General features: G+C 58.6%; 25 protein-coding genes. 10 read left to right on the top strand and 15 right to left on the bottom strand.

Annotated features, from left to right (window positions below; all coding sequences use genetic code 11):
* Window positions 1-7 precede the first annotated feature (7 nt).
* Genes ACP8KU_RS08920 through ACP8KU_RS08910 form a run of 3 tightly spaced genes read right to left on the bottom strand, consistent with a single transcriptional unit; the run spans window position 8 to window position 2,271 of the window.
* Window positions 8-595, bottom strand: coding sequence for a Maf family protein (locus tag ACP8KU_RS08920; RefSeq protein WP_484483626.1), 588 nt, complete (start codon window positions 593-595; stop codon window positions 8-10).
* Complete coding sequence (locus ACP8KU_RS08915) at window positions 595-804, bottom strand: acyl-CoA carboxylase subunit epsilon (RefSeq protein WP_005281605.1); 210 nt, start codon at window positions 802-804, stop codon at window positions 595-597. Before ACP8KU_RS08915 ends, ACP8KU_RS08920 begins: the two co-directional genes overlap by 1 nt.
* A gap of 6 nt (window positions 805-810) precedes the next feature.
* Window positions 811-2,271, bottom strand: coding sequence for an acyl-CoA carboxylase subunit beta (locus tag ACP8KU_RS08910; RefSeq protein WP_484483625.1), 1,461 nt, complete (start codon window positions 2,269-2,271; stop codon window positions 811-813).
* A 342-nt stretch (window positions 2,272-2,613) separates the two neighbouring features.
* Here ACP8KU_RS08910 and ACP8KU_RS08905 point away from each other — a divergent pair, with 342 nt between their 5' ends.
* From ACP8KU_RS08905 to ACP8KU_RS08895, 3 genes are read left to right on the top strand one after another with little or no spacing between them, the layout of a single operon-like run.
* Window positions 2,614-3,882, top strand: a complete 1,269-nt coding sequence (locus ACP8KU_RS08905) for a hypothetical protein (protein WP_484483624.1) — start codon at window positions 2,614-2,616, stop codon at window positions 3,880-3,882.
* Between the two features lie 22 nt (window positions 3,883-3,904).
* Window positions 3,905-4,477 (top strand): hypothetical protein, encoded by a 573-nt coding sequence (locus tag ACP8KU_RS08900; RefSeq protein ID WP_005277392.1) that lies wholly within the window; start codon window positions 3,905-3,907, stop codon window positions 4,475-4,477.
* A 3-nt stretch (window positions 4,478-4,480) separates the two neighbouring features.
* Window positions 4,481-5,059, top strand: coding sequence for a hypothetical protein (locus ACP8KU_RS08895; RefSeq protein WP_005277394.1), 579 nt, complete (start codon window positions 4,481-4,483; stop codon window positions 5,057-5,059).
* 228 nt (window positions 5,060-5,287) lie between these two features.
* Here the strand turns inward: ACP8KU_RS08895 and treS are convergent, their stop codons facing one another.
* From treS to ACP8KU_RS08865, 6 genes are all read right to left on the bottom strand, one after another.
* Window positions 5,288-6,793, bottom strand: a complete 1,506-nt coding sequence (gene treS, locus ACP8KU_RS08890) for a maltose alpha-D-glucosyltransferase (protein WP_484483623.1) — start codon at window positions 6,791-6,793, stop codon at window positions 5,288-5,290.
* Window positions 6,790-6,975: a hypothetical protein gene (locus tag ACP8KU_RS08885; protein WP_284643334.1), complete on the bottom strand. Its 186-nt coding sequence runs from the start codon at window positions 6,973-6,975 to the stop codon at window positions 6,790-6,792. Before ACP8KU_RS08885 ends, treS begins: the two co-directional genes overlap by 4 nt.
* Complete coding sequence (locus ACP8KU_RS08880) at window positions 6,975-7,796, bottom strand: carbohydrate ABC transporter permease (RefSeq protein WP_023016855.1); 822 nt, start codon at window positions 7,794-7,796, stop codon at window positions 6,975-6,977. The genes ACP8KU_RS08885 and ACP8KU_RS08880 overlap by 1 nt, the downstream gene beginning before the upstream one ends.
* Window positions 7,796-8,803: a carbohydrate ABC transporter permease gene (locus ACP8KU_RS08875; protein WP_284608956.1), complete on the bottom strand. Its 1,008-nt coding sequence runs from the start codon at window positions 8,801-8,803 to the stop codon at window positions 7,796-7,798. Before ACP8KU_RS08875 ends, ACP8KU_RS08880 begins: the two co-directional genes overlap by 1 nt.
* A gap of 195 nt (window positions 8,804-8,998) precedes the next feature.
* Window positions 8,999-10,261 (bottom strand): ABC transporter substrate-binding protein, encoded by a 1,263-nt coding sequence (locus ACP8KU_RS08870; RefSeq protein WP_023016856.1) that lies wholly within the window; start codon window positions 10,259-10,261, stop codon window positions 8,999-9,001.
* A gap of 101 nt (window positions 10,262-10,362) precedes the next feature.
* Window positions 10,363-11,355 carry an ABC transporter ATP-binding protein gene (locus ACP8KU_RS08865; RefSeq protein WP_284637433.1) on the bottom strand — a complete coding sequence of 331 codons (993 nt, stop codon included), beginning with the start codon at window positions 11,353-11,355 and terminating at the stop codon, window positions 10,363-10,365.
* Window positions 11,356-11,398: 43 nt separating this feature from the next.
* Here ACP8KU_RS08865 and ACP8KU_RS08860 point away from each other — a divergent pair, with 43 nt between their 5' ends.
* Both ACP8KU_RS08860 and ACP8KU_RS08855 read left to right on the top strand, forming a co-directional pair.
* Window positions 11,399-12,268 carry a biotin--[acetyl-CoA-carboxylase] ligase gene (locus ACP8KU_RS08860; RefSeq protein WP_484483622.1) on the top strand — a complete coding sequence of 290 codons (870 nt, stop codon included), beginning with the start codon at window positions 11,399-11,401 and terminating at the stop codon, window positions 12,266-12,268.
* 87 nt (window positions 12,269-12,355) lie between these two features.
* Window positions 12,356-12,796 (top strand): YdbT family protein, encoded by a 441-nt coding sequence (locus ACP8KU_RS08855; protein WP_034653800.1) that lies wholly within the window; start codon window positions 12,356-12,358, stop codon window positions 12,794-12,796.
* Here the strand turns inward: ACP8KU_RS08855 and budA are convergent.
* Window positions 12,774-13,505, bottom strand: coding sequence for an acetolactate decarboxylase (gene budA / locus ACP8KU_RS08850; protein WP_023016860.1), 732 nt, complete (start codon window positions 13,503-13,505; stop codon window positions 12,774-12,776). The genes ACP8KU_RS08855 and budA overlap by 23 nt on opposite strands.
* On the opposite strand from budA, the gene ACP8KU_RS08845 reads away from it, so the two are divergent.
* The 3 genes from ACP8KU_RS08845 (at window position 13,491) to ACP8KU_RS08835 (ending at window position 16,385) form a co-directional block, all read left to right on the top strand.
* Window positions 13,491-14,699: a 5-(carboxyamino)imidazole ribonucleotide synthase gene (locus ACP8KU_RS08845; protein ID WP_484483621.1), complete on the top strand. Its 1,209-nt coding sequence runs from the start codon at window positions 13,491-13,493 to the stop codon at window positions 14,697-14,699. The two genes, budA and ACP8KU_RS08845, sit on opposite strands and share 15 nt — an antisense overlap.
* Window positions 14,700-14,722: 23 nt before the next feature.
* The gene (gene purE, locus ACP8KU_RS08840; protein WP_284636345.1) at window positions 14,723-15,223 is read left to right on the top strand and encodes a 5-(carboxyamino)imidazole ribonucleotide mutase; all 501 of its coding nucleotides are present in this window, start codon (window positions 14,723-14,725) and stop codon (window positions 15,221-15,223) included.
* A gap of 298 nt (window positions 15,224-15,521) precedes the next feature.
* Window positions 15,522-16,385, top strand: coding sequence for a hypothetical protein (locus tag ACP8KU_RS08835; protein WP_484483620.1), 864 nt, complete (start codon window positions 15,522-15,524; stop codon window positions 16,383-16,385).
* 18 nt (window positions 16,386-16,403) lie between these two features.
* Here the strand turns inward: ACP8KU_RS08835 and ACP8KU_RS08830 are convergent, their stop codons facing one another.
* Genes ACP8KU_RS08830 through ACP8KU_RS08810 form a run of 5 tightly spaced genes read right to left on the bottom strand, consistent with a single transcriptional unit; the run spans window position 16,404 to window position 21,721 of the window.
* Entirely contained in the window at window positions 16,404-17,312 is a 909-nt protein-coding gene (locus ACP8KU_RS08830) for a ribokinase (RefSeq protein ID WP_005277419.1), read from the bottom strand.
* A complete protein-coding gene (locus ACP8KU_RS08825; protein ID WP_284643349.1) occupies window positions 17,309-18,223 on the bottom strand; it encodes a substrate-binding domain-containing protein in 915 nt (304 codons plus the stop codon). The genes ACP8KU_RS08830 and ACP8KU_RS08825 overlap by 4 nt, the downstream gene beginning before the upstream one ends.
* Before the next feature lie 10 nt (window positions 18,224-18,233).
* Window positions 18,234-19,175 (bottom strand): ABC transporter permease, encoded by a 942-nt coding sequence (locus tag ACP8KU_RS08820; RefSeq protein WP_126318446.1) that lies wholly within the window; start codon window positions 19,173-19,175, stop codon window positions 18,234-18,236.
* A 9-nt stretch (window positions 19,176-19,184) separates the two neighbouring features.
* Window positions 19,185-20,735, bottom strand: coding sequence for a sugar ABC transporter ATP-binding protein (locus tag ACP8KU_RS08815; protein ID WP_284643351.1), 1,551 nt, complete (start codon window positions 20,733-20,735; stop codon window positions 19,185-19,187).
* Window positions 20,732-21,721 carry a LacI family DNA-binding transcriptional regulator gene (locus tag ACP8KU_RS08810; RefSeq protein ID WP_284643353.1) on the bottom strand — a complete coding sequence of 330 codons (990 nt, stop codon included), beginning with the start codon at window positions 21,719-21,721 and terminating at the stop codon, window positions 20,732-20,734. Before ACP8KU_RS08810 ends, ACP8KU_RS08815 begins: the two co-directional genes overlap by 4 nt.
* Window positions 21,722-21,842: 121 nt before the next feature.
* On the opposite strand from ACP8KU_RS08810, the gene ACP8KU_RS08805 reads away from it, so the two are divergent.
* Together ACP8KU_RS08805 and ACP8KU_RS08800 are read left to right on the top strand one after the other, a co-directional pair.
* On the top strand, window positions 21,843-22,298 hold the full coding sequence (locus ACP8KU_RS08805; protein ID WP_005281653.1) for a YdcF family protein: 456 nt from the start codon (window positions 21,843-21,845) through the stop codon (window positions 22,296-22,298).
* Between the two features lie 280 nt (window positions 22,299-22,578).
* Window positions 22,579-23,478, top strand: a complete 900-nt coding sequence (locus ACP8KU_RS08800; RefSeq protein WP_284643355.1) for an aldose 1-epimerase family protein — start codon at window positions 22,579-22,581, stop codon at window positions 23,476-23,478.
* Window positions 23,479-23,480: the final 2 nt, after the last annotated feature.

Here is a 23,480-nt window from a genome sequence, read left to right as displayed (position 1 = left end):
TGCGGGCCTACCAGAAATCAGAAACGCTGAGCCCAAAAGAGTAGAGCGCGCGGCGCACCACCGGCAGGGACAGCCCAATAACAGAAGATGGATCGCCGTCGATGCTATCGATAAACCAGCCGCCCATGGCTTCCAGCGTAAACGCGCCCGCGCACTCCAAGGGCTCGCCGGTGCGGGCGTAGGCCTCAATATCGGTGGCAGAAGCCTCTGCGAAGCGGATGGTCGTGGTGGAGGTTTCCACGTGGCGCTGCGCGCCAAAAATCAGGCAATGGCCGGTAAGCAGCTGCGCGGTGCGGCCTGCCTGGTGGTGCCAACGCTCGATGGTGGCGTCGACGGTGTGCGGTTTGCCCTGCAGTTGGCCATCCAATAGCAGCATGGAATCGCCGCCGATGACCGGCTCGTCGGGGTACCGGGAAGCAACCTTCTCGGCTTTGGCGGTGGCCAGCGCTGCCACGGTATCGGCAGGCGAGTGCCCCGCCAACTGGGTTTCCAGGGCGCGCTCGTCAATATCGGCGGGCTCGAGCACCGGTTCCACCCCGGCCCCGCGCAGGATGGCGGCGCGCGAGGGCGACTGCGAGGCCAAAATGAGGCGCATTAGTAATACCGCACGGTGTGGAAGGCAGATGGATTAAAAACGCGCTGCGCGCCGTAGTGGTCGAAGCGCTCACCGGGCCTGCCCCAGTGGTTGCGATCCCCAAAGGCACCGGAGTGGTCCTTTTTCATCTGCTTGAGCACCGTCGATAGCGCGGCGCGCTCTTCTTCCGTGGGGTTTCCCTTCAGGACTTTGATTTCGGTTTCAGACATTTTTTCCTAAACAGTTCCGTGCTTCTTGGGTACCTGGGCTACGACCTTGCGCTCTAGCAGGCGCAGGCCTTCAACCAGGTAGTGGCGGGTAGCGGAAGGCTCGATGACATTATCGGCCAGCCCGCGCTCGGCGGCGGCGTAGGGGTGCAAGAAAAGCTCGTCCATTTCTTCCTGCTTGTCCTCATCGCCGTAGATGGCCAGCGAGGTCTGGGCTGCCTCGGCGACGGAGATTTCCGCGGTCGGCCAGGCATAGACCAAATCCGCGCCCAGATCCTTGGACCCCATAAACGCGTAGGCCGGGCCAATGGCCTTGCGGGTGACCACCGTAAGCTTGCCGACGCTCGCCTCCGCCTGCGCATACGCAAACCCCGCCGCCCGGCGCAGGAGACCGGCCTTTTCTTCCTCCGGCGTGGCAACGAAACCGGGCGAGTCCACGAACTCGATGATCGGGGTATTAAAGGCATCGCACAGGCGCACAAAGCGCGCCGCCTTTTCCGTCGCGGCCGAATCCAACGCGCCGCCAAGTGAAAGCGGTTGGTTGGCAACGATGCCCACGGCGCGGCCATCCACGAAGGCAAAGCCGGTAATGATATTGGGCGCAGCCTCGGCCGAAAGCTCAAAGAAGGAGCCCTTATCGACGACCGCGTTGACCACCTCGCGCATGTCATAGGCATCCTCTGCTGAATCCGGGATGACGGTATCCAGATCGAACTCGGCGACCTCGCGCGTATCGATGCGCGTTGCCTCGGCGCGGTTATTGGCCGGCAGGTAAGCCAGTACGTCGCGGACCAAGGCGAGGGCTGCCTGCTCGCTCGGGGCGCTGAGCTGCGCGGTGCCGGACTTCGCGTGGACTGCGGCACCACCAAAGGTCTCCGGTTCCGCTTTGGCCACCTCGCCGGCTGCCTGGTGCAGGCTGGTGCCGTGGGTGACAATGAGGACATCGGCAAGCGTGGGCGCAAAAGCCGCAATGCCGCTGGTATCCCCCGCCACCACGGAGATCTGTGGAATAAGGCCGGAAGCCTCGGTTGCGCGGGCGAGGATGCGGGCGTAGCCGGCCAGCGTGACGATGCCCTCTTGCACGCGCGGGCCGGTGGAATCATAGATGCCGACGATGGGCACGCCGGTTTTCAGTGCAAGGTCATAGACCTTGGTGAGCTTTTCCGCATAAACCTCACCCATCGTGCCATCAAAGACGGTGGCATCCTGGCTGAAGATGCACACGCGGCGCCCGTCGATGGTGCCGTAACCGGTGACGATGCCATCGGTGTACGGGCGATCGTGTTCGCGGCCAAAGTCGGTGGAGCGGTGGCGGGCCAGTGCATCGGTTTCTACAAAGGACCCCTCATCGAGCAGCTGATTCACGCGGGTGCGGGCGGCTGGCTCGCCTTCCCCCAACGGCGCGCGGGACTCGGCGAGCTTGTTGTCCAGGTCCTCAATCTTGCCAGCGGTGGTCTTCAGGTCAGTCATAGGCGTTGAGTTTACTAGTGGAAGGCCAAAGATGCGGAAATTGTCTGGATTCGCGCAGGCCGGTTAGCGGTGGCGACGGGAGGGCGCCGGCGCGGTATAGGCGCGGCATCGGTGGGGCTGGGCCTTTAGGAAGCATTAGATCCCCTTTATTGGGGGATGGGGCGCGTGGCAATCTCTGGCATTTCTTACCAGTAAGACGGTATTTTCCCACCGCACGGCGGGTGAGAAGGCATGGGTGAAAAATTCTGTAACTGTTGAGGACTTATAACAGCGGGCTTAATATTAGCTGCGTCTTCACGAATAATTTCTTGTATATTTCACAACCACAAGGATGGTCTTCAGGTGATTTCAAAGAGACTGAGATTCATCGCCCCACTTGCCATCGCGGCGCTTATTGCCCCCGCAGCACAGGCGCGCGATATTCCACCAATGCCGCAGGCATATCCCATAACCAATCTCTACAAAAGCTGTAGTGCCGCCGGAGATAACGCCGAGCGCGAATGGCGTTTTGCTGAAACCGGGCGTCGCTATTTAAGCGATGGGACCCTGCAATTTAAAAACAGCACCGACCAGGAAGTGCCGTATACCGCAGAGGTAGAAACCGGCACCAACCACGAGATTGATGCCAATTCCAAGGCCAAGCTGCCCTCTGGCTGGGATACCACCGCTAAATCCGATATCGGCCTAAAGCTGGCCAACGGCTGGCGAGACAAGGAAACCTTTGGCCCCGTCAAGCTCAAGCCGGGCGAATCCTTCCGCGTGGAATACGGCGTGGTGGAAAAGGACTTTATTTCCATGTTCGTCGGCTGCAATGATGATCGCCTCGAAAACATCCCGGGCGCCAATGTCATCCGCGGTAAAGGCCCAGCAGAGCGCTATGCCTTTGCCTATATCATCAAGGCCGATGGCTCCGTATCGGATCTGGCCATGGAAATTCCTTCCCGCTCCGGCAGCACGAATTCCAAGCCCATCGAAGGAAACTACACCGCGGTCTCCGGTCCCAGCTTGGAAAAGATTGCTGATCCAGACAAAGACGAGATCGTGCAGCCGGCCGCCGAACCCCAACGCGATCCCGCGTGGCCCAAGGAAGGCGATACGTGCGAGGCCAAAGATAAGTCCTGGTACCCGCTGGATATCACCGCGGTGCAGCCAACCTTCCGCAAGCCCGGTTACTCCACCGACTTCCTCAACTGGTCGCACGGGGACTATGAATTTGCGCCAGTGACCGACTTCGTCGTCGGCGCCCAGCACGATCCGTATACCAATTGGCGGGGCAATAGGGGCGATATTCCACAGGGCTGGCTCGAATCCGTTGGCGCCGTCAAGCGCGCCTATATGCCGGTTGGTACTGAGCTCAAGCACATACACCTTGAGCCCGGGGAACGCGTGCGCGTGGAGTACGGCACCACCATGACCCGCATCAACTACCGTGAGGTGCACTGCGGAAAATCCGGCAAGTACGACCTCACCTCGAACTATAAGCAGACCACCGCCCCGAGCGGTTTCTGGGCCGAGGCCACCATCACCTCCAAAGACGGCAGCACCCGCACCGTAGACGTCACCCCTGACGAATACCGCGATCTGCCCGTACCCACCCAAACCATCTACTAACTACCTTTTAGGAGCACACCTCATGCGCATGTCCAAGATTGCGTCCACCACCGCGGCTTTGGCCGTTGCCACCGGCGTATTCGCTGCCCCAGCCGCTAACGCATTGCCACAGCGCGACCTGGGCCCAGCAAACCCCACTACCATTGGCGAGCGCTGCGCCAACCCCGGCGATACCGGCCAAACCGTTGACATCAAGCGCACCTATTTCGACGGCTCCGCCGGTACCTGGACCATCTCTAACTACAACGACGAGCCGCTTCCAGTGACCCGTTCCATCAAGGAAACCAAGACCAAGGAGTGGAACGTTTCTGCTGGTGTGGACTTCAAGCTGCTGGATCTGATCAACTTCACTTTCTCCTCCAGCTACACCTCGAGCCAGTCCTATGAGGTTGGCGAGCAGATCGGCCCATACGATATCGCGCCGGGCAAGACCGCTGTGCTGAAGGCCGGATGGGTAGTTTCTGATTTTGAGGGCCAAAAGACCGTGTGCGGTTCCGACCACACCTGGCAGGCCAACGGCGATACCTTTACCGCAACCCTGCCCAAGGAACGCCACGTCGCGGTCTCCACCCGCGATAACAACGATTGGGGTTAAACCGTGAAGGCGAAGTCCATCGCTAGTGCGATCGCAGCGCTGAGCCTGGTGGCCGTCCCCGTCGCCCACGCCTCTGACTTCGGCGGAGACTTTGAGCTGCCCCAGCGCTGGAACGATGACTTTAAGCCCGGCACGCATTGCGCAACGCCGGGGGAGAACTCCACCTATGTCACCGCGAAGCGCCGCTGGTTCAAGCAAACCGATGCCGCCAGCGTGGCAAACCACAACGCTGAGCCGCTGCCGGTTAAACACACCGTATCCAAAGCGCGAACGGAAACCGTTCAAGTGTCTGGCTCCGTGCGCGGTGAAGGCGATCTGGCCAAGATCCTGACCAAGACCTACGGCTTCAACTACGTCAGCGAACAACACTGGAAGATTAACCAGGTAGTTGGGCCATATACCTTGCCGGCAAATTCCCAAGGCAAGTTGGTGTGGGGCTTTACCATGCTGGATACCGACGGCCAGGATGTGCGCTGCAATCAAGATCAAGTGTGGGAAACGGTGGGCAAACCATACTCGGCCACCGTTCCAGAGTCCCGCTATTCCGAGCTGCGCTTAGAAGACGCCCCGGACTGGAGTTAAGTCATAAGGAAATGAGCCCAGCTGCACCCTGTGAATGGGGGTGTGGAGCTGGGCTCTTTTTTGTGGCAGGACCGCGGGCACTGCCCGTGTCGCGCACTGCCCGCTTTGTAGAAGTACATTCTCCAAAGTACACACTCCAAAGTGCAGGGTCCCCTGCAACTTTTGAGGAAGATTTGCGATATCTGAAGGCTGGGTTTGCTCAGTTATCGCAGTGGAGGATGCACAAAGTTAAGCCGGCAACCACGCGTACCCGTAAGGCCCGACCTCGACGGGGCCTAGGTCAACGGAGCGGTCGCTGAAATTGTGCAGGCACAAAAGGTCGCCGCGCTGGTAACCCAGCACGCTTTCTTTTCCGGTTTCCACCGGCTCGCAGGGTGCCGTGCCCAGCTCGGGGTGCGCGTGGCGCTCCGTGATCATGGTGCGCACGCTGTGCAGCAGGGAAGTGGCATCATTGAGCTGCGATTCCACGGACGTGCCGCCGACGATGGGCAGCCGCGCCGGGGTGCGGGCGCTAAAGCCCGCGGTTTCGCTATCGTCCCACTGCATAGGGGTGCGAACGGCATAGCGGTCCGGCAAAGAGGTGTCATCGAGCATGCCAATTTCATCGCCATAATAAATAAAGGGCGCGCCCGGCAGGGTCATCAGCAGCGAAAACATCAGCTCTACCTTGCGGCGGTCCCCGCCCATGAGCGGCATGAGCCGCCTGGCGATGCCCACATGCGCCCGCATGCCTTCCTCTGGCAGGTAGGTCTGATACATCAGCTCGCGGACGTCATCGTCGACCATCTCCAAGGTTAACTCGTCGTGGTTGCGCAGGAAGGTACCCCACTGGCAGCCCTCGGGCAGCGGCGGTAGCTGGTTGAGGATGTCGTAGACGGGGGTGGCATCGCCAAGCGCGAGCGCCTGGTACAGCCGCGGCATGACCGGGAAGTTGAAGACCATGTGGAAGCGATTGCCGGAGCCGTAGTACTCCATCGTCTCCTTGGGTGGCTGGTTGGCCTCCGCAATGAGGACGGCCTCGGGATAGTGGGTATCCATAAAGGAGCGAATCTTTTCCACGAACTCCACCGTCTCCGGCAGGGATTCGCCGCCGAGCTCATCGCGCTCGAAGAGGTACGCGATGGCATCGAGGCGCAGGCCATCAAGGCCCTTGTCCATCCAGAAGGACAAGATATTAAAGACCTCATCCTGCACGTCCGGGTTATCGTAATTGAGATCCGGCTGGTGGGAGTAAAAGCGGTGGAAATAATACTGCTGGCGCTCCTCATCCCAGGTCCAGTTGGAGGTCTCGACGTCCGTGAAGATGACGCGGATTTCGGGGTAGCGCTCGGGGTCATCGCCCCAGACGTAGAAATCCCCAAACGGGCCATCCGGGTCGGAGCGCGAAGCCTGGAACCACGGGTGATCGGAGCTGGTGTGGTTGAGCGCCAAGTCCGTCATGATGCGCATATCGCGGCGGTGCAATTCCTCGACCAGTTCCTCGAAATCCGCCATCGTGCCGTAATCAGGGTGGATGGAATAATAATCGGCGATATCGTAGCCGTCATCGCGCAGCGGCGAGGCATAAAACGGCGAGAGCCAGAGGCAGTCCACGCCCAACCACTGGAGGTAATCCAGCTTGTCGATGACCCCGCGCAGCGTACCGATGCCCTTATTCTCGGCCTCGCTATTGCCGGAGTCCTTAAAGGAGCCCACGAGGGCTTGATAGAAGACGGCGTTGTGGTACCAGCTCATTGCAGATCCTTTCTTTTTGCCCGCCAGGCAAGGTAGGTCAGTGCGCACAGCGCGCCGGCCACCAGGCTGGGCCATACGGCGGGAGAGTCTTCAAATAAGTTCACTACGGCTTGGATGACCGCAAGGCACGCGAAGAAGCCGAGGAATCCGAGGAGCGAATCCCACAGCAGGGACCGGCGCATTAGGCCTTGACACCTCCTGCGGTAAGCCCGGCGACGATGCGGTGCTGGAAAATGAGCACCATGATGATAAGCGGAATGGTCACCAATGCACCAGCCGCCATGGTTGCGGCATAAGGGTACTCGAAGGCCGAGGGGCCAGAGAAACGGGCGATGGCCACCGTGACCGGCTCGGTGCCCGTCGTGGATAGCTGCTTGGCCAACATGAATTCATTCCACGTGGTGATAAAGGCAATGATCGCGGTGGTAAAGAGCGCCGGTGCGGCCAACGGCAGGAGGATGAGGCGGAATGCCTGGGCGCGGGAAGCGCCATCCACGCGGGCGGCCTCCTCGAGCTCCCACGGCAGCTGCCGGAAGAAGCTGAGCAGGGTATAGACAGTCAGGGGCAGGGCGAAGGAGATATTCGGGATGATCATCGCGCGGTAGGTGCCGATCCACTCTAGGCGGCCAAAGAGCTGGAAGAGTGGGGTAACCAGCGCGATGGCAGGGAACATGGAGGCTGCCAGGATGATGCCGGTGACAATGCCCTTGCCGGGAAAGTCATAGCGGGAGAGCGCATACGCGGTAAATACGCCGACCAAAACGGCTACTGCGGTGGTCGCGAGCGAGATGAACAGCGAATTGCCCAATGCGCCGAGGAAGTCATTGCCCTTATCCGTCGCGAGGGCATCGCGGAAATTATCGAGCGTGATATGCGTTGGCCAGGGCGTGGTATCGAAGGTGAATTCCTGGCTGCGCAGGGCGGTGACTACCATCCAATAAAAGGGGGCAAGGCCCCAGAACATGATGAAGATAATTCCCGCGTAGTGTCCGAATTTACGCATTACTTTGCACCCTTTCTGCCGGAGACATCCGCGCCGAGGAAGCGGATGAGGATGAAGGCGACGAAGAAGATGAGCAGGAAGATAAGGGTGGATAGCGCCGAGGCGGAATTGAAATTACCTTGGCGCATATCTTCCACCACCAGCTGGGAAATGGTGGCGGTAGGGGAGTTAGACGAGCTCGAAATCATGATGACGGGAAGGTCATACATGCGCAGCGCATCCAGGGTGCGGAAGAGTACGGCCACCATCAGGGCTGGGCGCACCAGCGGCAGGGTGATGCGGAAGAAGGTTTGGATGCGGTTGGCGCCATCGACGCGGGCGGCATCGTAGACGTCCTTGGGGATCATCTGCAGGCCAGCCAGGATGAGCAGCGCCATAAACGGTGCGGTCTTCCACACGTCTGCGATGATGACGGCAAAGCGCGCATAAAACGGGTCCGTGGTCCAGGCGATATTCGTACCAAGCAAGGAATTGACTATGCCCTCTGGGGCGAACATGAACTGCCACAGCTTGGCAGTCACGGCGGTAGGAATGGCCCAAGGGATAAGCACGGCGGCGCGCACCAAGCCGCGGCCGCGGTACTCGCCGTTCATGATGATGGCCATGAACATGCCGAGGATGGTCTCCAAGGCGACGGTGACCACGGTGAAAAACAGCGTGATTTTAACGGCGGGCCAAAAGTCGGTGGCGATAACACCGGGCGGGCACGTCGTGATTTCACCCGCACCGGAAACACAGCGGTTATTGATCCAGTACAGGTAATTGTCTAGGCCGGCAAAACCGCCTTCTTCAAAGATGCCCGTTTTGGGGTTCAGCTGCCGGTTTCCCTGGAAAGACAGGATGACCGCGCGCACGATGGGATAGCCGATGATGATGCCCAGCACGATGAGCGCCGGTGCGATCAGCGCGGCGGGACGCCCGAAATTGGCAAACCTGCTGGAGCTAGGGGTGCGCTTGGGTTTCTTCGATGATGAGTGCGTCTGTTGCGTCGGCGAAGTGGTGACCACGGTTATTCGCCTTTCTGGTTCAGATAATTTCTGGTGCGCTAGATTCTATCCCCAACTAGGGTGGGAAAACCACAAAGGGTGAGGCTATGGCGTATGCGCCTTCCTCACCCATTTGTGCACTAGCGGTTCGCTATGTATTTCTCGGTTTTCAGCGTGCTCCCTGCTCGTGGGATACGAGGGGCAAGGAGCGTATCTTTAACCCTGCGAAGCAGAGTCGATAGCCGCCTTCATATCGGAGGTGGCATCCTCGACGGACTTGCCATCGGTCAGTGCTGCATAAGCGTTGTCCTGAATGGCCTTAGAGATGGCGGAGTAGAACGGCGATACCGGGCGTGGTGCGGCGTTTTCCAGGGATTCCTTCAGCGCTGGCAGGTAGGGGAATTCCTCCTGCAGCTGCGGGTCATCGTAGATGGAGGAAAGAACCGGCGGGAAGGACTGCTCAGCAAAGGACTTCTGGTTTTCCTCATTGATGATGAAGTTCATGAAGTCCAGGGCGGTGCCCTTGTTCTTGGAATTGATGTTGATGCCGTTGTTGTAGCCACCCAAGGTGGATACGCCGACGCCGTCCTTGCCCAGCGGTGCCTGGACCTCAACGTCGATGCCGGCATCGACCGCGTTGGTGTACATGTAGGGCCAGTTCACCGCGAAGGCGGTCTTGCCCTCGGTGAAGGCCATGTTGGTCTCTTCCTCGGTGGCGGCGGTGGAATCCTTGGAGATGATTTCGTCTTCATACGCATCCACCATGGCCTGCAGGCCTTCCTGGGCTTCCTTGGAGTCGACGGTGGCATTGCCGTCATCGTCAAGCACCGAGCCGCCCCAGCCCTCCATGAAGCCGGCGGTGTTCAGAGCCAAGCCCTCGTACTGCTTGAGCTGGGTGGTCAGGCACTTCTTGCCATCTTCCAGGGCCTTGCAGGCGGATTCGAGGTCAGCGAATTTCTCCGGGGTAGCGTCCGCGAGCTCAGTATTGCGGAAGAGGAGCTGGCCATTGGTGTTTTGCGGCAGCGCATACAGCACGTCATTGTAGGTTGCCGATTCCACGGTGGCCGGCAAGAGCTCCGAAGTATCGGTCTCGAAGTCACCGTTGAGCGGCTGGAGCCACTGGTTGGCGGCGAATTCCGCGGTCCAGACCACGTCGAGGGCCATGACATCGTAGTCATCGTTACCGGCCTGGAGGGACTGCACGAGGGTCTCGCGCTGGGCATCTGCCTCGCCCGCGAGCTCCTTGAGCGTGACCTTTTCATCCGGATTTTCTTCATTCCACTTATCGATGATGGGAGTGATCTTATCCGTGTCGTTCTTGCCCATGGCAAAGGTGATGGGGCCGTGGGAGTCAGCGCCGGAACCGGAACCGGATGCGGAGCCATCCGCGTTATCTGCACCATCATCAGACGTGGAGCAGCCGGCTAGTGCCAGTACCGCCGTGGTGGCGACTGTGGTGCGAATGAAGTACTTCTTCATGGGGGATTCACCTTTCAGAAAGCTTGGGTGTTCCTTAAAAATAATTTACAAACACCGCGTGCTGAATAGATTTTGATTATTCACCTCTATACGGGGGTGCTTTATGAGGTGGCGATGCGCTGCCCGGTTTCTGGATCGAAGCGGTGTGCCGCGCTTTCATCAAAGGTCAATACAACCTCCTCGCCGCGCTGTGGCGGGGTGCCTTCGCAGCGCGCAACGAAACGCTCGCCACCCACCGTGGCGTAAACGAAGGATTCGGAACCCAATTCTTCAACCAGGTCGACCACGCCGCGCAGGCCCTCAGCACCCTCATTGAGGTGCATGTTTTCCGGGCGCACGCCCAGGCGCTCGCCGTTGTGGTCAAAGATGTTCATCGCAGGCGAACCGATAAAGCCGGCCACGAACTCGTTGGCCGGTTCCGCATAAAGCTCGCGCGGCGGGGCAACCTGCTGCAATACGCCATCTTTGAGCACGGCTACCCGGTGCCCCAGCGTCATGGCCTCTACCTGGTCGTGGGTTACGTAGACCGTGGTGGTCCCAAGCCGTTGCTGCAGGCTCGCAAGCTCGGTACGAGTCTGCACGCGCAGCTTTGCATCCAGGTTAGATAGCGGCTCATCCATGAGGAAGGCCTTAGGATTGCGCACGATGGCACGGCCCATGGCCACGCGCTGGCGCTGACCGCCCGATAGGTCCTTGGGCTTGCGCTTAAGGAACTCGCTTAGGCCCAGCATTTCCGCGGCATCCTGGACCTTTTGCTTGATTTCAGCCTTCGGGAGCTTGGCCAGTTTGAGCGAAAAGCCCATGTTTTCTTCCACCGAAAGGTGCGGGTAGAGCGCGTAATTTTGAAAAACCATCGCGATATCGCGATCGCCCGGCTCGAGGCCCGTGACATCCGCATCATCGATGGAGATCCGGCCACTAGAAATTGGTTCAAGGCCCGCAAGCGCGCGCAGCGTCGTGGACTTGCCGCAGCCAGACGGACCCACCAAAACGAGGAACTCGCCGTCCGCGATTTCTAGGTCCAATTCCTTCACGGTGGGCGCCGCCGCGCCGGGGTAGGTGATATTTACCTTTTCAAAAGTGACCTTTGCCATGCGCAACACACTAGCACCACCAGCGGACGGTATCTTGGAATCTATGACTGCACTTGATAAGCACCGCATTCGCACCGCCCTGGCAGAGGATTTCACCACCATCGATTTTGTGGATCAGACCGGTTCCACCAATACCGATCTGATGCAGGCCACAAACGTTGCCGATGGCACCGTGCTGCTTGCCGATGAGCAGCTATCCGGCAAGGGCCGCCTCGGCCGGGCGTGGACTGCGCCGGCCGGCTCCCAAGTGATTTTTTCCATGCTGCTCTTGCCCGATTCCCTCGATTACTTGGGCACGCTTCCGCTGGCTGCCGGCCTGGCCGTGACCGATTCCATCGAGGGCTCTGTGCTCAAGTGGCCGAATGATGTGCATATCGATGGCAATAAACTCTGCGGCATCCTTGCCGAGGCCGGTCCCGTGGGCCAAGCCTTCAAGTCCGCACCGAAGACCGAGGTCAACAAGGCAGAACTCAATAAGACTGAGTTGAACAAGGCCGAGATGAATAAAGCTGAAGTCAATAAAGCCGAGGTAAATAAGGCCGTCGGCGGGCAGGCGCCCTCCGCGCGCGTGGTCGTAGGCATGGGCATTAATGTCACGCTCACCCGCGAGGAATTGCCCATTGAAAAGGCGACCTCGCTGGCGCTTGAAGGCCGCGATACCGACCGCACCGAGCTGGCCATTACCGTGCTGAAAAACCTGCGCCGGCGCATTACGCAGTGGGAGAACCAGGATCCGCAGCTGATGCAGGATTACCGCGCGGTGTGCTCATCCATTGACCAAGAGGTGCGGCTGGAGACCCCGACTGGCGATGTCATCGGCCGCGTCGAGGGCATCGGCGATGACGGCCGCATTAACGTCGCGGGCGAGTACTACTCCGCCGGCGACGTGACGCATCTGCGTCCGGCGCGATAAGCGCCGCACGATAGGCATCGCGCGGCAGGTGCTGCGGAGTCCGCGTGGACTGAGCAGCACGGCCTCGCACTGGTACTATCCATGGCTATGGGATTGATGAAGATGGGCCAAGGCGAGGTAAAGCGCGCGGATGTATCCGCGCCGTTTCGCGCGCTCGTTTTCCCATTCTTGGAGCTCATCCTCATCACCGGCGTGCTGTGGATTGCCATCGGCTGGTGCGATGCCGAGGGGGTAGAACCAATACTGCGCAATGGGCTCGTCGTCTTATGGGCTGGGCTGAGCACGTGGCGCTTCCTTATTCCTTTATATAAGGCCCGCCGCAAGCGGTTCATCGTGACCAACCGCCGCGTCATCGTGCGGGAGGGCCGCCACATCGATTCGATTCCGCTGGAAGATATCCGCGGCGCTCGCAAGCGCCGCGGCGGTATCTCCATTGCTCTCAACGGCTGGGACAGGGCCATGTATTTTCCCACCGTGGCCAAGTCAAAGCAGGTTGCAGAGATTATTAATGATCGCCCCTGGTTTTAACCTCGGTGGAGTGCAATTGCTTATCTAAGTCCTCCGGTGCGAGGTTAGCGCGGCCGAATTCTTGGGTCAGCGGCAGGCGCAGTTCTAGATCGGAACCGGGGCAGAGCTCGATTTTCGCCTCATCCACGGTGTAATCCAGCACGTGTCCGCCGGACTTACGCGCGGCGTCGATAAAGTGCACGTGGCAGCCGGGCACCGAAATCCCGCGCTCATATACGGGAGTGCGGAAGCCACCGATGACGCCTTCGACATCGCTAAAGAGCATCTCTTTATCGCCGCCGACCGCCTTGGTCATTGGGGGATAGGGCTTGGTTTGTTTGACCACGGTGCGCGTTGAGACTTCAGAAAACCTGCCCGTGATGCGGACGGCGTACATGTAGTTGGCGGAAGGCTCTACCTCGTCGATGAAGGCGGAAAGCTCGTTGCGGCGCAGGCCCCGTGGGGCATCGACAAGAATGCGCGGCACAAAGTTGGTGGCCACTGCATAAGGAGTCTGCTGGTCTAGGTCCGCAACCCGCGCGGAGCCATCGCCGCGCAGCTGGTAGCAGGTCCCGTCCAGGATGATCATTTCACCATCGAGGCCGTTAAAGGTACCGATGCCGAAATTGCCCTTTCCTAGCAGCTCAGAGATGGTCATCTCGCCGTCATAAATGCCATCAAGGAGGGCGCTCATGAGGGAGTTCTGGAAGATCGAATGACGGGTAAACATGGTATCCAAGCTAATATTGTGTGCGTGAGTGTCTCAAAACCTATTGTAACTGTCTGTGGCGATGGTCAGTTGGCGCGCATGATGCAGCCTGCCGCCGCGGAACTCGATATTCATCTGCGGATTCTTGCTGGTAGCCCGGATTCTTCTACCGCGCAGGTCACCCCGGACATCGTGGTGGGCGATTACCACAAGTACGAAGACCTGCTCGCAGCAGCCCGCGGCGCGGATGCGGTTACCTTTGAGCATGAGCACGTGCCCAATGAGCATTCCGCCGCGCTTATCGATGCCTCCTTCAACGTCCAGCCCCAGCCCAGCGCCCTGCGCTATGCCCAGGACAAGCTGGACATGCGCGAAAAGCTTTCCGCTCTGGGGGCGCCCGTTCCGCGGTTTAGCGCCATCGAATCCGTCGCCGATGCCCGCGCTTTTTTCGATGCCGTAGACGGGCGCGTTTGCCTCAAGGCCCGCCGCGGTGGCTATGACGGCAAGGGCGTGTGGTTTCCTTCGGATGCCGATCTCGATGAGCTCGTCGCCGAGCTATTAGATGCCGGCACGCCGCTCATGGCCGAAGAGAAGGTGGACCTGACCCGCGAGCTATCCATCTTGGTAGCGCGCCGCCCATCCGGTGAAGCCAAGGTCTGGCCCATTACCCAGTCCCGCCAGGCCAACGGCATCTGTGCTGAGGCCATCGCGCCCGCGCCCGGTCTCTCGCCTGAGCTGGCAGAACGTGCCTCTGCGCTGGGGCTGAGCATTGCCGAATCCCTCGGTGTGACCGGCGTGCTGGCCGTGGAGCTTTTCGCCTTCAACGGTGAGGGTGGCGAGGACATCTCCGTCAATGAATTGGCCATGCGCCCGCACAATACCGGCCACTGGACCCAGGATGGCTGCGTGACCTCGCAGTTCGAACAGCATCTGCGCGCCGTACTGGACCTGCCCTTGGGCGCGGTGGATGCCCTTGCTCCGGTGACCGTGATGGCTAACGTGCTCGGCGCGGACGAAGATCCTGAGATGCCCATGCCGCAGCGCGTGCGCGAGGTCATGGAACGCTACCCGCACGCCAAGATTCACCTGTACGGCAAGGAGCACCGCGCTGGCCGTAAGATCGGCCACGTCAATGTCGCTGGTACATCACTCGATGAGACCCGCGATGCGGCCCGCCAGGCCGCTCACTTTTTGATGCACGCAACGTGGGCATAACTCTTAAACCTAGAAAGGACATTATGGAACCGCAGGTAGGAATCATCATGGGCTCGGACTCGGATTGGCCCACCGTCGAACCCGCAGCGGAAGTCCTCGCGGACTTCGGCATCCCCTTCGAGGTTGGCGTGGTCAGCGCTCACCGTACCCCAGAAAAGATGCTGGCCTATGCCAAGGGCGCGCACTCCCGCGGCCTGAAGACCATCATTGCTTGCGCCGGCGGTGCTGCACATCTGCCCGGTATGGTCGCGGCGGCCACCCCGCTGCCCGTCATCGGCATTCCGCGCGCACTTAAAGATCTCGATGGCCTAGATTCCCTTCTTTCCATCGTGCAGATGCCCAGCGGCGTACCCGTTGCCACGGTGTCCATCGGAGGGTCGAAGAATGCTGGCTTGCTAGCCGCCCGCATCTTGAGTGCCGGCGACCCCGCATTGCAAGACAAGATGGTTGCCTACCAAGAACAGATGGCGGACGAGGTTGAGCAAAAGGATAAGAACCTGCGCTCGAAGCTGCTAGGGGAGTAGTCACTAGCACGCCGTGTCCAAAACAACCGCGTTTCTCCAATTTTGGGCCCGATTTTTATAAGAACGCGGTTGTTTTGGACATTTTTGTATGATTGCGTAGGTTTCCTGGCTCCTAGGGCGTTCATCGGGCGGCGCTGCGTTCAAAACAACCGCGTTTCTTCATTTTTCGGCCTGATTTTTATAAGAACGCGGTTATTATGGACGCCTCAGGGCTGAGGTCGGTGGCACGTGGCCCTGCGAGTCCGCGCTGCCTCACTTACACTTCCACTCGGGGCGTAAGTGCTTCGAGGGGGAGTAGATGAAGGAACTTTTAGTATCGGGGTTGAATCAAAGGCAACTGAGGTCCGGTCTGGCCAGCGGCAAGATAATTAAAATTCGCCGTGGGCTGTATACGTGGCGGAAACCTACGCCATTCGAGCTTGCTCGCATCGTGCATGAAAAATGGCCTGGAATAATGCTCGCGGGGAAATCTGCGGTTGAGCTCTATTCCAAGAAGGAACTGACCTTTCCGCTGCATTGTGCCTACGAGCACCCGCTAGCCAACTCCACTTGGTTAAAAGTGCAGCGTACGCGTCAGACAACGACCTTTAGCCATGAAGGCGTTCCCGTGCAGAATCCGCTTTTGGCTGCGGGAGAAGTAAGCGAAGCGGACGCGGTGGCGATGCTAGAAGCGCGCTATCAGACGCGACGCGGGAAACAAGCCCTAGAGAAGGAACGGGGCGCTATCTCTCGGGTACCAGCAAGGGTTAAAGAATTGGTGAAAAAGGCCGCCATCGGTGCCGATAGTGAAGTGGAGAGAAAGGTGACCCGCGCATTGCAGAAGCGCGGTAAAAAGGTGCAGGTTAACCACCAAATCGGTCCGTACCTGTGGGACATTGTGGTGGGTAAGGTGGCGGTAGAGATTGATGGTTACGACTACCACAAGGCTGAAGATCTAGGGACCTTCATTAAGGACCGATGGAAGGGAAATAACGCTGCGTTGAAAGGCTATACGGTGTTGCGGTACTCGGGGAGCTGCGTGAAGCACCACTTAGTTGATGCAGTGCAGCAAATAATCGAAGCAGACGAGGACCGCACCAACTTCACGTCGCACGTTCACAAGCCCGTGTGGCAGTGGCATTGGATTCTTGCCGGATTTGAGTCCGAACCAATCTACGGCTAGATACCACCGAACACAGTTCTATTTCTGCGTGACCTCTGGCAACCTCGAAGAGGTCGTGGGATAGGACGGCTGGGCGCCGGCGCTGGTGGCGGCGAAGGCACCGACGCGGGCGGCAAAGGTGGCGGCATCGACAAGCGTGGCGCCTTCAAGGAGTTTGGTGCAAAATGCTCCGGCAAAGGCATCGCCGGCGCCGGTGGTATCGACCGCGGTGATCTGTGGGGTGAGGATGTCCGTGTTGGATTCGGGCGTTGCCACGTAGGCGCCTTCGGCCCCGAGGGTCAGCACCACCGACTTAAAGCCGGCGGAGACGAGGCGGTGGGCGAGCTCACGCGGGGTGCCGGTGGAAGAAAGGCCCAGTTGCTCAAGGATGAGGCCGGCCTCGTGCTCGTTGGCCATGAGGGGATCGGCCTGCAGGAGGGCGTCGCGGTCCACCTCGATGACCGGGGCGAGGTTGACGACTACGCGTCCTTGGGCGGCATCGACAGCAGCTTTGAAACCGGAGGCGGGGATTTCGCCCTGGAGCAGGACCACGTCCGCATCAGCGATGGTGGATTGGCGGGCGGTGACGAAGGGGGCATCGACAAGAGCGTTCGCGCCGGGGGAGATGACGATGGTGTTTTCGCCATCGGCGGAGACCGTGATGACCGCCAAACCAGTAGTGGTATCGGACTGTTCCACCGCGCTGAGATCGATGCCGGAGCTGTGCATGTAGTGCATGGCGGGCTCGGCGTAGGGATCGGAACCGACCGCGCCGACGAAAGCTACATTGGCGCCCAATTGCGCAGCGGCTACCGCTTGGTTTGCGCCCTTGCCACCAGCGAGGATCTCGCCGCCGGAGCCCAGCAGGGTTTCGCCGGGGTGCGGGTGGCGTTCGGCGTGGACAATAAGGTCAGCATTAATCGAGCCGACGACGGTGAGTTTGCTCATTGGAAATCCTCCACGGTGTCTTTGGTGACGGTAATAACCTCAACAGGGACATTCTTTTCTGCGCTCTCGCCGTGCAGAAGCGCTGCTGCTTGTTCAATTGCTCGGGCACCAAGCTCGGCAGGCTGCTGAGCGATCGTTGCCTCCAGCTTGCCATCTTTTACAGCTTTGAGCCCGTCAAAAGTGCCATCGAAGGCAACAATTTTGACTTCCTTGCCGGCTCTGGAACCGAGAGCCTCAACAGCGCCTAAAGCCATCTCATCGTTTTCTGCAAAAATGGCGCTGATATTCGGGTTCGCCTGCAGCAGATTGGTCGTTACGTTGAGGCCTTCAGTGCGGTCGAAATTCGCGGACTGTTTGCCGGCGACCTTGATGCCGGGGTACTGCGCGATCCTTTCCTCAAACCCCTTGCCGCGTTCGCGCGAGGCAGAGGTACCAGCGGTTCCCTGCAGGATCAGAATTTCGCCCTCTTCTCCGATCGATTCTGCGAGCTTATCCGCCGCTTGGGCACCACCGGCCTCGTTATCAGAAGCCACCATAGAATCTAGTTCCACGCCGTTGACGTCTCGGTCGACCCCAATGACTGGCACACCATCATTTTTGATGCTGCGTACAGCGGGGGCGACGGCATCAGAATCGGTGGGATTAATGACAACGACTTTTGCGCCCATGGATGTTGCATTTCCCAACTGATTGACCTGTTGAGCCGGGTCATCGGAGGCATCTTGGATATCTAGGGGAACGTCTAGTTCTTTGGCCTTATCTTGCGCGCCGTGGAGTAATTCTACGAAGAATGGATTAGTTTGCGTCGATACGGAAAGGGTGATGCGGTTTCGGTCCTCCTCGGAGCGGTTGCACGAGGCAAGGCCCAACGCTAGAGCTGGGACGATGAGTGAGGCTAAAAGTTTCTTCATGGTGTCCTGCCTAATTCGCGGTCTTATTACGGAATACGTCGAAGCCCACGGCTAGGGCGATGACCAAGCCGATGACAATCTGCTGCCAGAAAGAAGAAACATTGAGCAGATTCAAGCCATTGCGAATCACGGCCAATAGGATGGCGCCAACGAGTGTGCCCGTCGCTTTGCCTTGTCCGCCGGAAAGGGAGGCACCACCGATGACAACGGCTGCAATAGCATCTAGCTCATAGCCAGTTCCGGCTTGTGGCTGTGCGGACTCAAGGCGGCCCGCCATAACCATTCCTGCCCAGGCGGCGAAAAATCCGGAAAGCGCGAATACTGCGATTTGGATACGCCTTACTGGCAGACCAGACAGGCGCGCGGCTTCAAGGTTTCCGCCGATGGCATACATCGAACGGCCAAGGACGGTGCGCTCTAAGATAAACCAACAAATAACGCCAGCGATGACCATCATGATGATGGGAACAGGGAAGCCGAATACGTCACCGCCGAAAGCGTTAACCGTGGGGGCAGTTTCGATGGGCGAACCCTGTGAAATTACGAGCGTGATGCCGCGGGCGATGGACATCATGGCCAGAGTTGCAATGAAAGAGGGAATTTTTCCCCAAGCCGTGGCCATACCGCAGATAGCACCGGCGAGCGCACCGACGAACAAACCGATAAGCAGAGTAAGCCAGCCGGGAAGCCCGGCAGTGGAGAACATGTAGGCCGATACCATCGCTCCCAAGGCGGCTACCGAGCCAACAGAAAGGTCAATGCCTGCGGTGACGATGACGAAGGTCATGCCAAAGGCCAAGATTGCAACTGTGGCGGCTTGGATACCTACGTTGAGGAGGTTGGCGACGGTAAGAAAATAGGGAGTGGCGATAAAAAGCGCAATACACAAGGCGATGAGCCCCACGAGCGCGCCATTATTCATGGCCCAGTTGGCAATGCGATTCTTGGTCATGAGTAGTCCTTATTTTGTAGAGGCGGAGGGTGATGTGTCGGATTCGGTGTTGACCTCGGAGACGTCCGTAGCCGCAGCTACATTAGAAACCGCCAAGGCCATGACCTCGTCTTGAGTGGAATCCTTGGGTAGCTGTCCCACCAGTTGGCCACCGGACATTACGAGGATGCGGTCAGACATACCGAGGATTTCGGGCAGATCAGAGGAAGCCATGAGTACTGCTCCGCCTTCTGCAGTTACTTCGTTGATGATGTTGTAGATTTCTACCTTTGCACCAACATCGACGCCGCGAGTTGGTGCATCAAGCAATAAGACTTTGGAGCCGGCCAGTACCCACCGGCCGAACACAGCCTTCTGCTGGTTACCACCCGAGAGATCACGGATGGGTTGGTCCAGCCCGGCCATACGGATCCGAAGGGTTTCGGCAACCTCACCGGCTCGTCGGTGTTGCCCCTTGCGGTCTGCGAGCCCTGCCTTCGCCGTGGGATACAAGGTGGCAAGACCAAGGTTGTCGGATACTGAGGCATCGAGGATCAAGGCCTGTGATTTACGGTTTTCCGGAATATGGCCTACCCCTGCGGCGATGGAGGAACTGATATCGCCGTTGGGTAGAGCGTTTCCTTCGACATGTATCGTGCCCGAATCGTACGAATCCGCCCCGGCGATAGCGCGGATAATCTCTGTACGGCCCGCTCCCACAAGGCCGGCCAGCCCGACCACCTCGCCGGCGCGCACTTCAAACGAGACATCGTGAAATGCGCCTTCGGAGGACAGGTCTTTAACTTCAAGCAGTGCCTTACCAGGCTGAGCTGAAGCTTCTCGCGGATACTGATTTTCAATCTCACGGCCAACCATAAGCCGCACCAGCTCGTCCTTATCGGTATCAGCGGGGACTTCAGCGATGAAGGCGCCGTCTCGCAGCACACTGATGGTCTCTGCAATTCGCGCCAGTTCATCGAGGTGATGGCTGATAAAAACCATCGCGACGCCCTTGGCTTTCAGGTCCTCTAATACCGCGAAAAGGGCATCGACCTCCTTGCCCGTCAATGCCGCGGTTGGCTCATCAAGAATGAGGATGCGCGCATTCATCGATAGGGCTTTGGCAATTTCTACCAATTGCTGCTTGGCGATGCCCAGCTCGCTTACCGGTTGACTTAAATCAACGTCCAAGCCGATGAGGTCCAATGCTGCTTTAGCCTGTGCTTTAAGGTGTTTTCTGTTGACTAGGCCAAACTTATTCGGCGTCCGCCCGAGCATGATGTTTTCTGCCACAGACATCGTGGGAACGAGGTTGAGTTCTTGATGGATTGTGGCGATGCCAAGTGCTTCGGAGGCTTTGGTATCGGGGATTTTTACCTCGGATCCATCAATGAGGATTCGTCCTGAATCCGGCTCGTGTACGCCTGCGATCATCTTGATGAGCGTGGATTTCCCGGCACCATTTTCACCGAGAAGGGCTTGTATCTGCCCATAGCGTACGTCTAAATCTACGCCTTTGATGACCTCGACTGGTCCGAAAGACTTAGTAACGTTGTCGAGTTTGAGGACGGTATCGCTCATGTGTTTTCTCCCTGCACCTCGTGGGCTGTGGACATCCGCGGAATATAGCGGGTGGGAAGGATTTTTCCTTGGGGTTGCCGTTTATCTTCGATGGATGCGATGAGTTCAGCAGCGGCGGTTCGGCCCATGCAGGCGACATCTTGGTCCACCACGGAAATTGGGGCCGCTTGAAACCGCAGATAAATAAAATCATCGAAACCAACGAGCGCTACTTCTTGGCCGATGGCTTTACCGGCATTATGGCAGGCCTCTAATGCGCCGGCAGTCATCATGAAATCCCCGGCAACAATTGCGGTGACTTCTGCTTGCAGCAGTTCGATGGCGCCCTTATAGCCTTCCCTGTGCCGAAAGTTGCCTTGATGGATGTGTATATCCATTCCCTGAGCGGCCTGCTTAAACACCTCGAGGCGCTGGCGACCAGTAGATGTTTCCTGCGGCCCTGAGAGATAACCAATCTTGGTATGGCCCTTGTCCTTGAGTTGGGCCACGGCGTCGTTGATTCCAAGGGAGGGGTCCGAAACCACGGCTGGCAGCGAGTCGAGTTCGCGGTCAATGAGAACGAGGGGGCGTTGTTCCTGCGATTGCGCCAGGGCATCCTTTGTTCCAGCGAGCGGTACGGCGATGATGCCGTCGACTCGTCGTTGTCCCAATGCTTCCAATGCTGCCACTAGGCGTTCCGGATCTTCCCCGCAACTGGTAATGATGGTGGCGATGCCTTGGGCGTTTGCTTCTTTTTCCACCGCTGCTGCCATGGCGGCGAAGTAGGGGTTATCCAGGTTGGGAATGATGAGCCCGATGGCGTGTGAGCGCGCGCTGCGCAGGGCCCTCGCTTGAGCATTGGGCCTGTAATTAAGCTTATCGGCGATGTCTTGAACCCGAGTCCGCGTGGCTTCTGAGATCGAGGTATTTCCCGCCAAAGACCGTGAGGCGGTGGAAATGGACACCCCAGCAGCCGCGGCGACGTCTTTCAGCGTGGTTGTAGCCATGCCGAGCTCCTCATTGGTGGGGAATAAACGACTAAGTGTGCAATCGTTTGCATGATTGTTTTAACTCTACGGTTTGGCTCTTATCAGTGTCAAGGGTTCCCGCCGGTCTAAGCTAATAATCATGGAACATTCCCAGCGCGATCCGCTCCTTGTTTTGGGCTCCCGTGTCACCCACGGCCATCCGGGCGCCATGCTGCGGTCTCGCTTGGATAAGGCACTCGAGCTCTATTCTGGGCAGACGGTCATCGTCTCTGGCCGAGGGGAAGCGGGCGCGATGGCTGAGTACTTGTTCCAGCGGGGTGTGGATCCTGCGGATGTACTTGTGGAACCGGCCGCTACCAGTACAAATGAGAACCTAGAAAACGCGCACAGCCTCGCACCAGATGCTGTGTTGCAGGTGGTTACCAACGATTTCCATGCACTGCGCACCACATTGTGGGCTTGGCACTTGGGGATCGCGATTAACGTTCATCCCGCGCGCACGCCGTGGCTTTCGATGCCGAGCAATTACCTGCGCGAGGTTGTGGCGACCCCGCATTCCGCGGCGCGCATCCTGTGGCGGCGACTGCGCAAGTAGTGGGAAGCGATTGTGCAGTGGGTGATCTCGTCTGGCTTGGACTGCTGGGAGGCTAGTATTCCTCGCATTCTGGGGGAGAGGTAAAAATCAATCTCAGGCATGTGGGTACGCAATGGTGTGGGTATGTACACCGCAGTAGCCCTGAAATGGGTCAATCTTGCAGTGGCCGAGCTGGCCAAATGCTCCTTTTAAGGAGATGGTTGTGCAAACGATTGACTTGATTTTGCGCGAGATCTTAAGCTGATTTCAATCACACGTTATAGCCAGAAAGGTCGTTAATATGACCGGTTATACATCGAATGAAGAGCGCGCCGACATTGAGTGCGTCAGCATCTCTCATGGCGATTACTTAGCCGAAATTGCCCTATGGGGCGGCGGCGTGAAGTCCCTGACCTTTCAGGGACGGCCGCTGTTAGAAACCTATAAGGACAAGCCCCCGATGATGGCCGGGGTGGTAATGGCGCCGTGGCCTAACCGCACCGAAGACGGTCAATTCACCTGGCAGGGTGAGCACTACCAGCTGGGCATTACAGAACCAGAGCGCAATAACGCTATTCATGGGCTTGCAGTGAACTGGTGGAAGCTAGTTGAACAGCATAAAGACGAGGTCACGCTAACTTTTAGCATTGGGCCCCACAATGGCTGGCCTTGGACTGTAGAGCTAGTGGCCACCTACGCCGTGGATGACAGCGGCTTGCATTCTCATGTGAAGGCCGTGACCGAGCACGCCGAGGAGATTCCATTTGCTTATGGGCTTCACCTTTACTTGTCTGCGCAGGGTGCACCCACGCACGAGTGCGTGCTCAACCTGAATGTGGATGAGCACCACCTTCTGGATGAAAGAAACCTGCCCACCGGTGAGGTGCGCCCGGCGAAGTTGGTGGACACACCGCTGGACCGTGTGAACTGGGATGACTGTTTTCACGGACACGGCCCGCTTGTAGCGGACTATACCGCCGATGGCCGCGGGGTCCGCTTGGCCATGGATAGCGGTGTGGAGTGGGTGCAACTGTATACACCGGAGAATTTTCCCCGCGATGTAGCACCATCGGGCAAGGCCTTGGCAGTTGAACCTATGAGTGCGCCACCTAATGCCTTGCGCAGTGGGATAGATCTTGTGCGACTAAAGCAGGGGAAACCGCAAGTTTTTAACCTACATTTGTCTGCCGTAGAAAAATAAAA

This window comes from Corynebacterium sp. LaCa_282 (genome assembly GCF_057198125.1).
Note: the sequence above shows the minus strand (reverse complement) of the source record. Positions and strands in the feature narration are given on the sequence as shown.

What these genes read in the sequence shown, in the direction of transcription:
- ACP8KU_RS08920 (WP_484483626.1), bottom strand. Translation starts at nt 595, where the DNA reads ATGCGCCTCATTTTGGCCTCGCAGTCGCCCTCGCGCGCCGCCATCCTG.
- ACP8KU_RS08915 (WP_005281605.1), bottom strand. Translation starts at nt 804, where the DNA reads ATGTCTGAAACCGAAATCAAAGTCCTGAAGGGAAACCCCACGGAAGAA.
- ACP8KU_RS08910 (WP_484483625.1), bottom strand. Translation starts at nt 2,271, where the DNA reads ATGACTGACCTGAAGACCACCGCTGGCAAGATTGAGGACCTGGACAAC.
- ACP8KU_RS08900 (WP_005277392.1), top strand. Translation starts at nt 3,905, where the DNA reads ATGCGCATGTCCAAGATTGCGTCCACCACCGCGGCTTTGGCCGTTGCC.
- treS (WP_484483623.1), bottom strand. Translation starts at nt 6,793, where the DNA reads ATGAGCTGGTACCACAACGCCGTCTTCTATCAAGCCCTCGTGGGCTCC.
- ACP8KU_RS08885 (WP_284643334.1), bottom strand. Translation starts at nt 6,975, where the DNA reads ATGCGCCGGTCCCTGCTGTGGGATTCGCTCCTCGGATTCCTCGGCTTC.
- ACP8KU_RS08880 (WP_023016855.1), bottom strand. Translation starts at nt 7,796, where the DNA reads ATGCGTAAATTCGGACACTACGCGGGAATTATCTTCATCATGTTCTGG.
- ACP8KU_RS08870 (WP_023016856.1), bottom strand. Translation starts at nt 10,261, where the DNA reads ATGAAGAAGTACTTCATTCGCACCACAGTCGCCACCACGGCGGTACTG.
- ACP8KU_RS08865 (WP_284637433.1), bottom strand. Translation starts at nt 11,355, where the DNA reads ATGGCAAAGGTCACTTTTGAAAAGGTAAATATCACCTACCCCGGCGCG.
- ACP8KU_RS08860 (WP_484483622.1), top strand. Translation starts at nt 11,399, where the DNA reads ATGACTGCACTTGATAAGCACCGCATTCGCACCGCCCTGGCAGAGGAT.
- ACP8KU_RS08855 (WP_034653800.1), top strand. Translation starts at nt 12,356, where the DNA reads ATGGGATTGATGAAGATGGGCCAAGGCGAGGTAAAGCGCGCGGATGTA.
- ACP8KU_RS08845 (WP_484483621.1), top strand. Translation starts at nt 13,491, where the DNA reads ATGACGGGTAAACATGGTATCCAAGCTAATATTGTGTGCGTGAGTGTC.
- budA (WP_023016860.1), bottom strand. Translation starts at nt 13,505, where the DNA reads ATGTTTACCCGTCATTCGATCTTCCAGAACTCCCTCATGAGCGCCCTC.
- purE (WP_284636345.1), top strand. Translation starts at nt 14,723, where the DNA reads ATGGAACCGCAGGTAGGAATCATCATGGGCTCGGACTCGGATTGGCCC.
- ACP8KU_RS08835 (WP_484483620.1), top strand. Translation starts at nt 15,522, where the DNA reads ATGAAGGAACTTTTAGTATCGGGGTTGAATCAAAGGCAACTGAGGTCC.
- ACP8KU_RS08830 (WP_005277419.1), bottom strand. Translation starts at nt 17,312, where the DNA reads ATGAGCAAACTCACCGTCGTCGGCTCGATTAATGCTGACCTTATTGTC.
- ACP8KU_RS08825 (WP_284643349.1), bottom strand. Translation starts at nt 18,223, where the DNA reads ATGAAGAAACTTTTAGCCTCACTCATCGTCCCAGCTCTAGCGTTGGGC.
- ACP8KU_RS08820 (WP_126318446.1), bottom strand. Translation starts at nt 19,175, where the DNA reads ATGACCAAGAATCGCATTGCCAACTGGGCCATGAATAATGGCGCGCTC.
- ACP8KU_RS08815 (WP_284643351.1), bottom strand. Translation starts at nt 20,735, where the DNA reads ATGAGCGATACCGTCCTCAAACTCGACAACGTTACTAAGTCTTTCGGA.
- ACP8KU_RS08810 (WP_284643353.1), bottom strand. Translation starts at nt 21,721, where the DNA reads ATGGCTACAACCACGCTGAAAGACGTCGCCGCGGCTGCTGGGGTGTCC.
- ACP8KU_RS08805 (WP_005281653.1), top strand. Translation starts at nt 21,843, where the DNA reads ATGGAACATTCCCAGCGCGATCCGCTCCTTGTTTTGGGCTCCCGTGTC.
- ACP8KU_RS08800 (WP_284643355.1), top strand. Translation starts at nt 22,579, where the DNA reads ATGACCGGTTATACATCGAATGAAGAGCGCGCCGACATTGAGTGCGTC.